The sequence below is a fragment of the Collinsella sp. AF02-46-1 genome (genome assembly GCF_003465825.1).
Lineage (GTDB): Bacteria > Actinomycetota > Coriobacteriia > Coriobacteriales > Coriobacteriaceae > Collinsella.
Genome location: NZ_QSBV01000005.1, coordinates 43,779 through 58,049, shown reverse-complemented (window position 1 = coordinate 58,049; position 14,271 = coordinate 43,779). Strand labels below are relative to the sequence as shown.

Genomic DNA, 14,271 nt, shown 5'->3' with positions numbered 1-14,271 from the left:
CCGCCACAACACGCCAAAACGAAGGCCGTCCATCGCAACGATGGGCGGCCTTGTCATTTGCCAAGCCTCAGAGGGCAAGAAAATCGACCATTTCTACCCCGTCCCCAAATGGCAGGTGCGGCTAGATGACGTAGTCGTAGCCCTCGTTGGGGGCGACGAGCGTATCGAGCGTCACGCCGTCGAGGTAGTCGTTAATGAGCTTGTCCAGGTTCTTCCACACGTCGAGCGTGGGGCACTCGTCCGAACGCGAGCAGCCCTTGCAGTCGCCGTCCAGGCATGCGACCGGTGCCAGGCTGCCTTCGGTCAGGCGCAAGATCTCACCCACCGTGTACTGCTCGGGCGGGCGCGTGAGCACATAGCCGCCGCCTTTGCCGCGCATGCCCGAGAGCATATTGGCGCGGACGAGCGTGGCCAAAATGTTCTCCAGATATTTCTCCGAAATCCCCTGCCGCGCGGCAATCTCTTTGAGGGGAATGCGGCCTGCCGCCTGGTGCTCGGCCAGGTCGACCATAACGCGCAGGGCATATCTGCCCTTTGTGGAAACCAACATATATATAGCTGCCTTTCGGTCTTTTAATTCGTAGAAATTCTAGCCGAAAAATTGGTTTTGAAAATACCTATTCCCGTCAAGATGGTTAATCGACTCGTAATAATCTTCTATTTCCTATTGCATTACTAGGCTTTAGTGCCTACTATGCTTGCCAACAGCAAAACGAACAACCCATAAGGTTTGTGGGTTTCGCTGCTACCCACGCCGTAAAACCACACGGTATCCAGTCATTTGAACACTTTGGAGGTTCACCATGAGCAATGTTTACACGTCCATTGATCAGCTTATCGGCCACACTCCGCTTCTGGAGCTCACTCACTTTGAGGCCGATGAGGACCTCAAGGCCCGCGTGCTCGTCAAGCTGGAATACTTCAACCCCGCCGGCTCCGTCAAAGACCGCGTCGCCAAGAACATGATCGACGAGGCCGAGAAGGCCGGCAAGCTCGTGCGCGGCGGCGACTACACCATCATCGAGCCCACGAGCGGCAACACCGGCGTCGGCATCGCCTCGGTGGCGGCCGCCCGCGGCTACAAGGTGATCATCACCATGCCCGAGACCATGTCCGTCGAGCGCCGCAAGCTTATGCAGGCATATGGCGCACAGCTCGTGCTCACCGACGGCTCCAAGGGCATGAAGGGCGCCATCGCCAAGGCCGAGGAGCTGCAGAAGGAGACCCCCAACAGCATTATCGCCGGCCAGTTTGTGAACCCCGCCAACCCCGCCATCCACAAGGCCACGACCGGCCCCGAAATCTGGGATGACACCGACGGCAAGGTCGACATCTTCGTCGCCGGCGTCGGCACCGGCGGTACCGTGACCGGCGTGGGCGAGTTCCTCAAGGAGCAGAACCCCGAGATTCAGGTCGTCGCCGTCGAGCCCGCCACCTCCCCGGTGCTCTCCAAGGGTCAGGCCGGCCCGCACAAGATCCAGGGTATCGGCGCCGGCTTTGTGCCCGACGTCCTCGACACCCGGGTCTACGACGAGATCATCCCCGTCGAGAACGACGACGCCTTTGCCACCGGCCGCGCCGTGGGCCACAAGGAGGGCGTGCTCGTGGGCATTTCGTCCGGTGCCGCCGTGTGGGCCGCGCTGCAGCTGGCCAAGCGCCCCGAGAACGAGGGCAAGACCATCGTGGCCCTGCTTGCCGACACCGGCGAGCGCTACCTGTCCACGGCGCTGTTCCAGGACTAGGGCCCGTCGCCCATAGGTTGAGCCCAGGACGAACCGGTCTCCCCTCTCCCGGCAGTCTGAGCCCATCCCATCAGGGCGCCCCACGAGTCGTCCGAACTTGCTACAATGTCTGCGGCGCGGAACCAGCCTCCCGCGCCGCTTTTCTTTTTTGGCCACATGCCACCAAGGAGAACCTCCCCATGCACAACAAGCGCGTACTCGTCGCCATGAGCGGCGGCGTCGATTCCAGCGTGACCGCGTACCTGCTCAAGCGCCAAGGCTACGAATGCGTCGGTGCCACCATGCGCCTCACCTGTCCCGCGCCCGACCCCATCACGGGCATGAGTAAGGTCGACCGCGACATCGCCGATGCAAAGGCCGTCGCCGAGCGCCTGGGGATACCCCACCATGTGCTCGACCTGCAGCAGACCTTCGACCGCAATGTTATCGAGCGCTTCGTGACCGCCTACCAGGAGGGGTTGACGCCCAACCCATGCATCATCTGCAACCGCCATATTAAGTTTGGCGCGTTGCTCGATGCGGCACTCGATATGGGCTGCGACTACATCGCCACAGGTCACTACGCCAAAACAAGCCAGGCATCCGACGGCACCTGGCAGCTGCACCGCGGCGAGGACCCTAAGAAGGACCAGAGTTACTTTTTGTATTCGCTCACGCAAGAGCGTCTGGCACGCACGATCTTTCCGCTGGCAGGCTTGGACAAAGAGCGCGACGTGCGCCGCATTGCCGCCGAACAGGGCTTCATAAACGCCAAGAAGGCCGAGAGCGAGGATATCTGCTTTATCGCGGACGGCGACTACGCGGGCTATATCGAGCGCCGCTGCGGACATGCCGCCGAGCCGGGCGATATTGTGTGGCGCGACGGCAGCGTGGTCGGACGCCATAACGGCGCGCTGCGCTATACCATCGGCCAGCGCAAGGGCTTGGGCGTCGCGATGGCGCATCCCGTGTACGTAACGGGCGTCGATGCCGCCAACAACATTGTGCATCTGGGCGAGGCCGAGGACCTGACCGCCGCTGCCCTCACGGCCAACGACTGGATCTGGAGCGCCCCCGCCGACCGCATGGAGGCAGAGCTCGATGCCGGCGGCATTCGCGTGGGCGCCAAGTACCGCTACCGTCAGAAAGACCAGGCGGCGACCCTTACACGTGGCGCCGACGGGCAAATGCTGTTGACCTTTGACGAGCCGCAGCGAGCCATTGCCCCCGGCCAAGCCGTCGTCGTCTACCGCGGCGACGTCGTCTTGGGCGGCGGCACCGTTACGGCAGCCATCAGGTAGCCGCGGGATTATCGCCGCACGTGTCGAAGTACCTCAACAGCGGCACTAACCTCGATTACGCGACGTTCGAGGCCGCGGCGAATGGTCTCGAGTCGACCCTCCGCCGTCGCCCATTCGCTCTGCGAAAGAATCTCGATTGCCTCATCAACAAATCCGTTGAGCCGCGATGAATCGAACCAATCGAGCGAATCCGCAAGCGCCAGCTGGACGGAAGGGTCGGGCCCAAACGGCTTAGCGGAAAACCCAAACTCCCCAGCTGCGAGCACGGCAGTTGGTACGTTGTACCACAGGCAGTTGCCGCTATCGAACAGCGGAGCAGGCCTTATCTCCAGGGTGTCGACATTGCGGATGATGCCGAAGTTTCGCCAATGGCGGTCGCTGTTGGCCAAAAGGGCATCGCAGACAATCATCTGCGACATAGACCTTCTCACAGCGGCCTCATCGACACCATGCTTGCCGAGGTAGCAACAGTATCGATCGTATGTCGAGTTTCCCCGCTGGCTACCAAGTGCGCCCTTAACGTAAACAGCCGGAACATATTCCTCGCGGCCGTCAAGAAAGTCGTCGCACAGGCACACGGGGCCATCGAACATGCGCTCAAGCGTGTAAGGAACAAACTCGCCCTCCAACAGCAAGCGACGATGCAGAGCCGTTGCAACCGCCTCGTTAAAGGGCCGTTGGTCGTCCATGCCGCACCCCTTGACCAGGACGCGAACACCGTTGCGAATCATCCACGATTTAGGAAGCTCGCCCTCGGATGTGTTGTCGGGATTTTTAAGACCGATGCCCTCCAGCCAACCCGAACGCCCCTCGGGCGCTGATCGCTCAAAATCATTCTCGAAGTAATTGAGGTTTCGCCATTCGAGCCCGTCGCATTCTGCCGGCCGCAGCCAATAGCAATCCGAAAGCGAGAGGCCCAGGCACTGAACCGGCACCTCAACGCCGTTGACAATCCCCAGCTCGCGGTAGCGTGAGATAAGCCCAGGGCGAACATCGGGCACCGACCGATGGCTCCACCACACGTTGAGCTCCCGTTTATTCACCGTAGGAGAAGAACTCGAGCACGTGCCAAACGGCATCCTCTGCGCATCGAGGACCTCGGCGATTTCGAAGGGAAACTCGCGCGTCGGATCAAATGAGACATGCGCGACCTCATGGTCGGCCGACATCAACGTGAACTTGCGTCCCACATCGGCTGCAGGACGGCGCCCTCGTTTGCGGACCTTTTGATAGGCGATCGCAGAATTGTACTCGACCATCTTCCGTCCGCCCACGATATCGCACGCGAGCGTTCCCGATGCGGCAAGTTGCGATATGCGGGCTTTCGTAACGCCCAACAGGCGGGCGGCATCACCCATAGATAAGTACTCAGATGTATTCATATGCCGCATCACCTCGTTAAGTAATTTACATGCTTAGTTAATAGATTACATACATCATAATACTAAACATCCTAAAGCGAAAAAAGGCCCGAGAAATCGGGCCTTAGCGATTGGTTAGCCGAGTCGCAAGCTGTCCCCCTAGCGCTGAACGTAGGCGCGGACGAGCTCGTAGGTGTTGCGCACGCCGTCCATGTGGCTGCGCTCGTAGTTGTGGCTCGCGTACACACCGGGGCCGATCAGGCCGTGACGGATGTCGTAGCCGGCCGAGAGCGTGGCCTCAACGTCCGAGCCGTAATGCGGGTACACGTCGATGGCGTAATCAAGCTCGAGCTCGCGCGCGATATTGGACAGCGTGGTCACCAGATCGTAGTTGTAGGGGCCACCTGAATCCTTGGCGCAGATCGACACCATGCGCTCGGTGCAGCCCAGGTCGTCGCCCACGCAGCCCATGTCAACGCTAATCATCTCGCGCGTGTCGGCCGGCACGAAGGCGCCGCCGTGGCCGACCTCCTCGTACACGGTAAAGAGCAGTGACACCTTGCGCGAGAGCATCACCTCGCCGTCAGCAACGGCGCGGGCTAGACCCAGCAGAATCGACGCCGATAGTTTGTCATCCAGGAAGCGGCTCTTAATGTAGCCGCTCTCCGTCACCGTGGTACGCGGGTCCATAGCGATGATGTCGCCCGTCTGAATACCCAGCTCGAGCACATCGTCCTTGCTGTCAACGTTCTCGTCGAGCAGAATCTCCATGTTCTTCTCGATGGCCTTGACCGGCTCATCGGCCACATGCGCTGAAGGCTCGGTATTGAGGACCACGCCCGTGTAGACATTGCCGTCGCGTGTGTAAACGGTGCAGTTCTCGCCATCGGCCGTAGACCACTGGTGCCCACCAAGCGTCGTGGGACGCAGGCGACCATTGTCCTTAATGGAGCGCACCATGGCGCCCAGGGTATCGACATGGCTGGCCAACACCAGCGGCTCACCCTCGCCGCCAAGCTCAACCAGCACGTTGCCCTTATTGGAACGCTCGGGGCCAAAGCCCATATCGCGCAACGTTTCCATTAGATAATCAGTCGCCGCACGGGTATAGCCCGTAGGCGAAGCAATAGAAGTCAGCGTCTTAAGCTGTCCCGCGATATAGGAGAGCGTCTCCTCTAGAGAAGCATCGATATTGGAACCCATATGCATCCTTCCAAATAAAACTAAGACCGAATCCCGATTTTAACCGTTCTACACGTGCAATGCCCTAGAAGCCGAGCCACCTCCAGACGTCCTCGCGCCGATTTTGCGCACGCGCACGGTTTAAAATCCGAATTGTGCATAAAGCTTTTCGATTTCTGCATAAATATAGGGCATCTTTTTGCTTCGTCTCAGGGTACCCTACCTTGGACCGTGCAAAAAACGGAGTATTCTGCACCGCGGCCCCCAACGGCCCCATCACAAACGACAAAACGACGCAGCTACAGCAAGGTTGCAGGTCGTCGCAAAGCAGAAACTGCAGCGACAACCCCTCCGGTCATCGATAGTCCGTCCGCAATGGCTGTCGATGGGCGCCTGCGGACCACTACGGCCCATTCACAACGCTATGCATTTTTCAGAGTCTGCTGAATACTCCCAAAAATGCACGCTGGGAAGTGCACCACCTATCCGCAGCGGGCGGTATGCCTTGGCTTTACCCATCTCGGGGCATCGACGCGGCACAAAAAGCCCCGCCGCGCGTAGCGCGGCGGGGCCAGCGGCAAGTCAAAAGACTATATGCCTACGGGCGAAGGACCACCAAACGAGACTAGGCAGCCGGGCAGATCTTCTTGAAGAGCTCGATGACATCGTCGAGCGTCGCCTCGCGCGGGTTACCCGGGAAGCAGGCGTCGGCCATAGCGTCCTTGGCCAGAACCTCGATCTCGTCAGCATTCATGGCCTCGCAGACGTGCGGGATGTTCACGTCGGCAGAGAGCTGCTTGACGGCGGCGATGGCGGCATCGGCGGCCTCGTCGGTGCTCATGCCCGTGGTGTCAACGCCCATGGCGACGGCGACCTTGGCCAGGCGCTCGGTGCAAACCGGCTTGTTGAACTCCATGGCGATCGGCAGCAGCATGGCGCAGGCGACACCGTGCGGGGTATCGTAGTGAGCGGACAGGGTGTGAGCCATGGCGTGGTCGATGCCCAGGCCGACATTGGAGAAGCCCATGCCGGCGACATACTGGCCAAGAGCCATGCCCTCGCGGCCAGAGCCGGGCTGACCGGACTTGGCCTCGGCAACGGAGTCGCGCAGGTTCTCGCTGATCAGCTTAATAGCCTCAAAGTGGAACATGTCGGAGAGCTCCCAAGCGCCCTTGGTGGTGTAGCCCTCGATGGCGTGGGTCAGAGCGTCCATGCCAGTGGAAGCGGTCAGGCCGGCGGGCATGGAAGCCATCATGTCGGGGTCGACGACGGCGACCTCGGGGGCGTCGTTAGTGTCGACGCACACGAACTTGCGGACCTTCTCGGGGTCGGTGATGACGTAGTTGATGGTCACCTCGGCAGCGGTACCGGCGGTCGTCGGCACAGCGATGGTGAACACGGCGTGGTTCTTAGTGGGAGCAACGCCCTCGAGGCTGCGGACATCGGCGACTCAGGGTTGTTGATGATGATGCCGATAGCCTTGGCGGTGTCCATGGAGGAGCCACCACCAATGGTCACGATAGCGTCAGCCTCGGCGGCCTTGAAGGCCTCGACGCCGTCCTTGACGTTCTGGATGGTGGGGTTGGGCTTAATCTCGGAGTAGAGGCTCCAAGCGATGCCGGCGGCGTCGAGCTCGTCGGTCACCTTAGCGGTAACGCCAAACTTGACCAGATCGGGGTCGGAGCAGACGAAGATCTTCTTGTAGCCACGACGCTGGAGCTCGCCGGGGATCTCCTTGATGGCGCCGGAACCATGGTAAGAAATGGTGTTGAGAACGAAACGATTAGCCATTGATAGCCTCCTATCGTGCGCGGGGCACCCGTTACGCCCCGCACTATAAGTCCCATCCTAACGCTTTTGAAACAAAAAACACGTGAGAACGTCAAATAGTTTAAAGCGCTTCAACATACTAACGGGGCCTTAGCCCTTCCCTCCCGACAGCAGCGAAGGCTAGATTATAGGAGCAATCGCCCAAAGAATACGACCAACTCAGTCTATAAATTGTTTCTGTTTTAGCAATATATGTTTGACAATACGTTTATAAAAGGATACTTTATAGTAAATAAAATGCATGCAGCAAATAGCGTCATTCATTTTGTTAGAAATTGCCCATGCGGTTATTGCAGCTGCATGTACCGCAACGTACAGCGCAATTCTCCGCACGAAGTAGAAGACGGTTCCAATTCGATCGAGGCGATGACGCGTGATGGCTACTGGTCCTAAATCGAGCAAGACGGCTACAAACGAATATCGAATCTCAATTGAAGGTAATCCTTATCCGCATACTCTGGCTCTCATCAACCCAGCGGGAGACAACCTCAACATCAAAAGACATGGGTTCACGGGTCCACTAGGACAGCTATCGAGTCTTAAATATACCGTTTATGACGATGCGAATGAAAAACTCTTCACTGTCGTCGACGGTGGCTTTAGCAACATGCCCAGGGTTGCGCTCATCATCGAACACAAGGAAGTTGCGGTGTTCGATTATGGTCTAAACAGACTTGAGATGAAGTGCGTAACGAACATACCGAATTACGCAATAAAAGGTAACTTCCTATTTGGAGATTACGATATATTCAGCCAACAGGAAGTGAAGCTATCTTCAGTTATCGTCCTTCAATGTGATAAACAATCGTGCTTTAGCATACAGGTTTTGGATAAAGCCGAATTAGCCGCCGCAATTGGAATACCTACAGCCATTGCCCTTCTTAGGGCTCGGATTGAAGAGCATCTCGAATAAATCGCAAAAAGCAGTTCGTAACAACATTCAGGAGCTAGATAGTTTTTCTGGCTCCTGAATGTTGTTACGAACATGCACCTTAGCGCTTAAGACTCGTGGTCTGCCAGTCAGCTACGATGCGGGCCCATTTCCTGTGCAAGTCGCGTTCGCGATCGATAAACATGATGGCAAACGCGATAAACAGCAGCATGCTCGCCACCGCAATGGCGTGCAGCCCCATGCGCTCGATGCACCAGTTGCCCAGCACGGCGCCAAACACAAAGGTGAAGATCACGCCAAAGTACAGCAGGCCGTTTTCCAAAAAGCCGCGCTTGTGGGTGATGATGTAATCGTCCACGTTTTGCAGTGCGTTGCGCAAGTTGCCGATGCACATGGTCGTGGCGATGCCGTGACCGTGGATCTTGCGGAAGCTCTCGACCTGCATGCCGCAGGCAAACGAAGTGAAGCAGTTGGCGAGCAGGTTGAAATCGCCACCGGGAATAAAACTCACGCCCAGCAAGATGACGGCTTCAAAGAACACCGTCACCTGGCGCCAGTGAATCACACTGCCAAACCGCTCGTGAACCAGGTCGGCAAGCATAATGCCCACGGCAAACGACACCACGGGGAAGAAATAGCGTCCCGCCAGCGCCCAGTTGCCCTCCGAGATGCTTACACCCACGAGCAGGATGTTGCCCGTCTGAGCGTTTGCGAAAACATGGTCGCGCCCTATGTACGAATAGACGTCCATAAAGCCACCGGCGAGCGCCAAGATGATGCCCAGCTCAATAGACTCCGATATCTGTTTGGCACGCTGCATCGTCGTGCATCCTCCTTGTTGACGACCCTCTCGTGCGTTGGCGGAAACATAGCCGCCGTTCATACTGTAACCCATTGACAACATGGCGCGCCCACGAGACGGGTCTCCCAATGCGCAGATACACAGTCTGGAAACAAACCGTGAGCGCGGCGCCACACCCGATGCCCGACGCCTCGTGTACTCCACCAGTCTTTTTAGCCCCGTCCCAAAAAGACTGGTTACAATTACGTGCAGCATACAAACACCGGGAGGGATCGTGGCAAAAAAGCCTCAGCACGCTCAGAATAACCAGCGCAGTCAGCAGGGCAAACAGGGCCAGCAGCAAAAGCGCAGCGGCAAGGCCCAGGGCGGCCACGCCGCTCATACCCCGGCAGCGCCCGCCCGTCCCTGGCGCCCGGGCCGCGATAAGTTCCTCCCCGTCAGCCGCGCCGATATGGACGCGCGCGGTTGGGACCAGTGTGACTTCGTCTACATCTGCGGCGACGCCTACGTGGACCACCCCAGCTTTGGTATGGCCATCATCAGCCGCGTACTCGACGCGCACGGCTACAAAGTGGGCATCATCTGTCAGCCCGACTGGACCGACCCCGCCAGCATCACGGTGCTCGGCGAGCCTCGCCTGGGCTTTCTCGTCAGTGCCGGTAACATGGACTCCATGGTCAACCACTATTCGGTGACCAAGCACCGCCGCCACACCGACGCCTATACCCCCGGTGGCGAGGAGGGGCACCGCCCCAATCGTGCCGTCACGGTCTACGGCAACCTCATCCGCCAGACGTTCAAGGACGCTCCCATCATCATCGGCGGCATCGAGGCAAGCCTGCGCCGCCTGGCCCACTACGACTACTGGCAGGACAAGCTCAAGCGCTCGGTACTGCTCGACTCGGGCGCCGACATCCTCATCTACGGCATGGGCGAGCACGCGATCGTCGAGATCGCTGACGCGCTCGACGCCGGACTGCCCGTCGATCAGATCACCTATATCAACGGCACCGTCTACCGCACCAGCTCGCTCGACGAGGTCTATGACTACGACCTGCTTCCCAGCTGGGACGACCTTGCCGCCGACAAGCTCAACTACGCGCGCAGCTTTAACGTGCAGCAGCAGAATATGGACCCCATCACCGGACATCGCCTGGTAGAGCCCTACCCCAACAGCGTCTATGTGGTACAGAACCCGCCGTCGGCAACACTCACCACCGATGAGATGGACGAGATGGCCGAGCTCCCCTACGCACGCGATTGGCATCCCGACTACGACGCGGCGGGCGGCGTGCCGGCCTTTGCCGAGATCAAGTTTTCCATTAGCTCCAACCGCGGCTGTTTTGGCGAGTGCTCGTTTTGCGCCCTCACCTTCCACCAGGGCCGCGTGCTGCAGATGCGCAGCCACGACTCGATCATGCGCGAGGCCGAGCTGCTCACACACGATCCCGAGTTTAAGGGCTACATCAACGACGTGGGCGGACCGACGGCAAACTTTAGCCGTCCCGCCTGCGACAAGCAGCTCAAGCACGGCGTATGCAAGAACAAGCGCTGTCTGTGGCCGAGCGTATGCAAGAACATGGTGGTCGATGAGAGCGGCTACACGCAGCTGCTGCGCGACCTGCGCCAGCTGCCAGGCGTCAAGAAGGTCTTCGTGCGCAGCGGCATCCGTTTTGACTACACCATGGCCGATACCTCGGACGAGTTTTTGCGCGAGCTTTTGGAACACCATGTCTCGGGCCAGCTGCGCGTAGCACCCGAGCATGTGAGCGACGCCGTGCTCTCCGTAATGGGCAAGCCGAGCCGCGCCGTCTACGACGCGTTCTGTCGCAAATTTGAGCGCTTGAACCGTGAATACGGACTCAAGCAGTACGTGGTTCCGTACCTGATCTCGAGCCACCCCGGCTCGACGATGAAGGAAGCGGTGGAGCTTGCCGAGGCTGTGCGCGACATGGGCTACATGCCCGAGCAGGTACAGGACTTCTACCCCACCCCGTCCACGATGAGCACCTGCATGTACTACACCGGCGTTGACCCGCGCACCATGCAGTCGATCTATGTGGCGCGCGACCCGCACGAGAAGGCTATGCAGCGCGCGCTCATCCAATATCGCAAGCCCGAGAACTACAAGCTCGTGCGCGAGGCACTGGAAAAGGCTGGCCGTCGCGATCTGATCGGCTACACCAAGCATTGCCTGATTCGCCCCGTGCCGCCACGCCCGGGCGAGACCTCTGCCGGCGGCGGGCATGGCACCGGCAAGAAGGGCGGCAAGGCCCACGGTAGCGCCGGCAAGGGCCCCAAGGGCAGCAAGGGGCACGGCGGCATGTCGCGTGCGCAGAACACCGCCGGCCGCAACCGTGCAGCTCAGGGGCGTCAGGGCGCCAACGGAGGCGGACGCCGCAATTAGGGCAGCGGTGCTGTCGCTATGCCCATCTCGCATGCGTGGCGCAGTGAGCGCATCGCCTCCACGAGGATGATGCCGGCGATGGTGACCGTGATTACCACGTCGAACGGCGTGTTCACAAACCAGAGCAACGTCATGAGATACGACCCGGCATTAAAGGCAAAGTGCAGCAGGATCGTGTAGCGGAGCTTCCCGGTCGTCACGAGCACCCAGCCAAAAATGAGGCCGGCAGCGCCCGCATAGCAGCCCTGCACCCAGTTCATGTGCATAAAACCGAAGATCGCCGCCTGCAGCACGACCGCCGCGGCGATACCCCACGTGCTCGGGGCCGCCCAGGGCACCATGGCGCCGTCCTGCGCACCCGCACGACGCCGGCGCTTCCAAAGTGGGCGGCACTGCGGATTAAACGCTCGGAGCGAAAACTCAAAAATGATACCGCGCACCAGCAGCTCCTCGCAAAACGGAGCGCCGAGCACCGTGGTCAGGACGGCCAGATAGCTCGTGTCACCCATGCCCGTCTCCTCGACAAGTTCGCTGTAGTCGGCCGCGGCCTCGGGCAACAGCGACAGCACGGCGTCGGTCACGTAGCCAACGACCACCTGCAGGGCAAGGCCAATCACGATAACGCAGACGATGCGCTTCCACGCCCCACGCGCTCCCCCGCCGAGCGGATGCGCGCTTTGCCGGCGTGCCATAAACGAACGCGGCCACAGATAACGCCACCACAGCAGCGCCATTAAAAACGATGCCATCTGCGCGGCAGCCTGAAGCAATTGAATATCGAGGTCGTCAATCGAAAAGCCCATGAACACCGATGCGACGCCCAGAGCGGAGAACAAAACCACGCTCAGGGCGATATCGGCAGCGACGACGCCAAAACAGGCAAGCGCCCAAATCATCGCATTGAGCATGCCAACCTCCTCCCGACAGCTAGTCATTTAAGAACGTCCCCAACGACTAGTCATTGGGGACGTTCTTCAACGACTAGTTGTTGGGGACAGTCTTTGCCAAAGGCCCCGTTGGGCGAGATGTCGAACGGGAAGGTGCCGCAGCGATTGAACGCGGCGATAAACATGCGGATGGCGTTGGACGGCGTGGTGCCCACGAGCTGGGTTGCCGCCGCGAAGGCCGCCTTTTCCTCGGGCAAGACCTTCGCGACAACCGGGGTCATGTGTTCTGCCATGACGCTTCCTTTTTGAAACGACGGTGGTGCGGATAGATGCGGGCCACGCGGCTGGGCGACGGGCTGTGAAGGCAACCCGATTGGCCCGCATCCGGAGTTTGTTTCTGCGGCGTTGGTATTACTTGGTATTCCTAAGTATTACCCCGCAGATAGAATACCACACCCGACCCCATGGGGACGGAGAAAAACGGATCATTTTGTTGCTAAGTTAGTATTTAGAGCGTGATGATGTCCGAGATATTGAGGGCCCGAGCGTCAGCGGCATCGTGTGTGGCGAGTAGGAGCATGCGACCGTCGAGCAGATCGAGCACGACCTCGGCCGTCGCATCGCGCGCGACGACATCCAGGCCGGTAAAGGGCTCGTCCAGAATCACCGCGCCGCCCGGGCACAGCAGTGCTCGGGCAATCTCGACGCGACGACGCTGCCCACCCGAGAGCTCGGCCACGCGAGCATGCAAATCGACCCCCGGCACCAACAGGCGCAGCAGGGCCGCGGCACCCGAGGCGTCCACGCGCGCGTCGGCGCACACCAGCACGTTTTCCAAAGCCGAAACGTCCTCAACCAAGCGCACGTCCTGAAACACCATGGAGCACGGCGCGCACTCCCCCGCAGCCAGCGCAAGCAACGTCGACTTGCCCACACCCGAGGCGCCCATCACGCAGGCGCGCCCACCGGCGGGCACACGGAGTGTCAGTCCGTCGAGCGCCGGAGCCCAGGGCACCCGCTCGCCCACGGCGAGCGCAAGCTCCGCCGCAGCGCCGCCCCCGGCAGCCCCCGCACGCCCGCGAGCGCCGCGCCCATGCGCCCGCACGGCCACGCGCCACGCCACGGGTCCCGAAACCCGCAGCAGCCACACCAGCACGCGCTCACACGCCCACGAGGCGGCAACGACCAGCACGGTCCACGCCAGCAGATCAGCCGTCTCAATCAAAAGCTTCGCCTGATAGATGCGCTCACCCACGGTGCCCACCGCCATGCCGATGAGCTCGGCTGCCACGCCGGCCTTCCAGCTCATGCCGATCATGGCACGGGCGCACGAAAGCACAAACGGCAGTACCTCGCGCCAGGTATGGGCGCAAAACAGGCGCCAGCCGCGCACGCCATGCAGGCGGAACATCTGCTCCAGCGGCTTATCCACTTGTGCCAAGCCCTCGGCCAGCGAAAAATACACGCCTGGCAGCGCCATCAAAAAAACTGCCGCGATGCTCACGCGCGCCGACCCCAGCCAGATAAGCAACAGGACCACCACGCAGGCGACTGGCGTCGCCTTTACAAACGAAAGCGCCGGCGCCACCAGGTGCGCAAACGCCCGCGACCGTGATGAAATCCCGGCAAGTACGCCACCAAACACCGCGGCAAGCGCCAGCCCGCCCAGTATCCGCGCGCCCGAGCCCGCCAAAATCGCCCAGGCACCGCCATCGCACACCAGACGCAGCAGCGCCAAGGCAACCGCACCCGGCCCCGGCAAAATCAACGGCTGCGCCACCAGCGCCGCCACCAGCATCCACGCGGCAAGCCAAAAGGCGGCGACGGCACCTACTGCCGCCACCGCCTTCATACGCTCTGTCATTTGTCGAGCAAACGCACGCACGGG

11 protein-coding genes and 1 pseudogene are annotated in these 14,271 nt (G+C 60.3%); 4 read left to right on the top strand and 8 right to left on the bottom strand.

Features of this window, described 5'->3' with window-relative positions:
* Positions 1–121: 121 nt before the first annotated feature.
* The gene (locus tag DWV20_RS03170; protein ID WP_117583966.1) at positions 122–550 is read right to left on the bottom strand and encodes an Rrf2 family transcriptional regulator; all 429 of its coding nucleotides are present in this window, start codon (positions 548–550) and stop codon (positions 122–124) included.
* Between the two features lie 253 nt (positions 551–803).
* Here DWV20_RS03170 and cysK point away from each other — a divergent pair, with 253 nt between their 5' ends.
* A complete protein-coding gene (cysK, locus tag DWV20_RS03165) occupies positions 804–1,742 on the top strand; it encodes a cysteine synthase A (RefSeq protein WP_118256362.1) in 939 nt (312 codons plus the stop codon).
* Positions 1,631–3,022, top strand: a complete 1,392-nt coding sequence (gene mnmA / locus DWV20_RS03160; RefSeq protein ID WP_255413315.1) for a tRNA 2-thiouridine(34) synthase MnmA — start codon at positions 1,631–1,633, stop codon at positions 3,020–3,022. Before cysK ends, mnmA begins: the two co-directional genes overlap by 112 nt.
* An 8-nt stretch (positions 3,023–3,030) precedes the next feature.
* Here the strand turns inward: mnmA and DWV20_RS03155 are convergent, their stop codons facing one another.
* From DWV20_RS03155 to fucO, 3 genes and pseudogenes are all read right to left on the bottom strand, one after another.
* Positions 3,031–4,404, bottom strand: coding sequence for a DNA-binding protein (locus tag DWV20_RS03155; protein WP_147346306.1), 1,374 nt, complete (start codon positions 4,402–4,404; stop codon positions 3,031–3,033).
* 138 nt (positions 4,405–4,542) lie between these two features.
* A complete protein-coding gene (locus DWV20_RS03150) occupies positions 4,543–5,586 on the bottom strand; it encodes a M42 family metallopeptidase (RefSeq protein WP_118256359.1) in 1,044 nt (347 codons plus the stop codon).
* A 604-nt stretch (positions 5,587–6,190) separates the two neighbouring features.
* A pseudogene (gene fucO / locus DWV20_RS03145) lies at positions 6,191–7,356 on the bottom strand (lactaldehyde reductase).
* Between the two features lie 415 nt (positions 7,357–7,771).
* Between fucO and DWV20_RS03140 the strand changes: the two are divergent.
* The gene (locus DWV20_RS03140) at positions 7,772–8,308 is read left to right on the top strand and encodes a hypothetical protein (protein ID WP_117757906.1); all 537 of its coding nucleotides are present in this window, start codon (positions 7,772–7,774) and stop codon (positions 8,306–8,308) included.
* Positions 8,309–8,387: 79 nt separating this feature from the next.
* Here the strand turns inward: DWV20_RS03140 and DWV20_RS03135 are convergent, their stop codons facing one another.
* Positions 8,388–9,107, bottom strand: a complete 720-nt coding sequence (locus DWV20_RS03135; RefSeq protein WP_118094498.1) for a YoaK family protein — start codon at positions 9,105–9,107, stop codon at positions 8,388–8,390.
* A gap of 256 nt (positions 9,108–9,363) precedes the next feature.
* Between DWV20_RS03135 and DWV20_RS03130 the strand changes: the two genes are divergently transcribed.
* Positions 9,364–11,496 (top strand): YgiQ family radical SAM protein, encoded by a 2,133-nt coding sequence (locus DWV20_RS03130; RefSeq protein ID WP_233539764.1) that lies wholly within the window; start codon positions 9,364–9,366, stop codon positions 11,494–11,496.
* Here DWV20_RS03130 and DWV20_RS03125 read toward each other — a convergent pair.
* The 3 genes from DWV20_RS03125 to DWV20_RS03115 form a co-directional block, all read right to left on the bottom strand.
* A complete protein-coding gene (locus tag DWV20_RS03125; protein ID WP_158566296.1) occupies positions 11,493–12,404 on the bottom strand; it encodes a CPBP family intramembrane glutamic endopeptidase in 912 nt (303 codons plus the stop codon). The genes DWV20_RS03130 and DWV20_RS03125 overlap by 4 nt on opposite strands.
* A gap of 50 nt (positions 12,405–12,454) precedes the next feature.
* Complete coding sequence (locus tag DWV20_RS03120; protein WP_117757910.1) at positions 12,455–12,676, bottom strand: hypothetical protein; 222 nt, start codon at positions 12,674–12,676, stop codon at positions 12,455–12,457.
* Between the two features lie 215 nt (positions 12,677–12,891).
* Positions 12,892–14,268, bottom strand: a complete 1,377-nt coding sequence (locus tag DWV20_RS03115; protein ID WP_147346305.1) for an ATP-binding cassette domain-containing protein — start codon at positions 14,266–14,268, stop codon at positions 12,892–12,894.
* Positions 14,269–14,271 lie beyond the last annotated feature (3 nt).

What these genes read in the sequence shown, in the direction of transcription:
- DWV20_RS03125 (WP_158566296.1), bottom strand. Translation starts at nt 12,404, where the DNA reads ATGCTCAATGCGATGATTTGGGCGCTTGCCTGTTTTGGCGTCGTCGCT.
- DWV20_RS03120 (WP_117757910.1), bottom strand. Translation starts at nt 12,676, where the DNA reads ATGGCAGAACACATGACCCCGGTTGTCGCGAAGGTCTTGCCCGAGGAA.
- DWV20_RS03150 (WP_118256359.1), bottom strand. Translation starts at nt 5,586, where the DNA reads ATGGGTTCCAATATCGATGCTTCTCTAGAGGAGACGCTCTCCTATATC.
- DWV20_RS03135 (WP_118094498.1), bottom strand. Translation starts at nt 9,107, where the DNA reads ATGCAGCGTGCCAAACAGATATCGGAGTCTATTGAGCTGGGCATCATC.
- DWV20_RS03170 (WP_117583966.1), bottom strand. Translation starts at nt 550, where the DNA reads ATGTTGGTTTCCACAAAGGGCAGATATGCCCTGCGCGTTATGGTCGAC.
- DWV20_RS03140 (WP_117757906.1), top strand. Translation starts at nt 7,772, where the DNA reads ATGGCTACTGGTCCTAAATCGAGCAAGACGGCTACAAACGAATATCGA.
- DWV20_RS03155 (WP_147346306.1), bottom strand. Translation starts at nt 4,404, where the DNA reads ATGAATACATCTGAGTACTTATCTATGGGTGATGCCGCCCGCCTGTTG.
- cysK (WP_118256362.1), top strand. Translation starts at nt 804, where the DNA reads ATGAGCAATGTTTACACGTCCATTGATCAGCTTATCGGCCACACTCCG.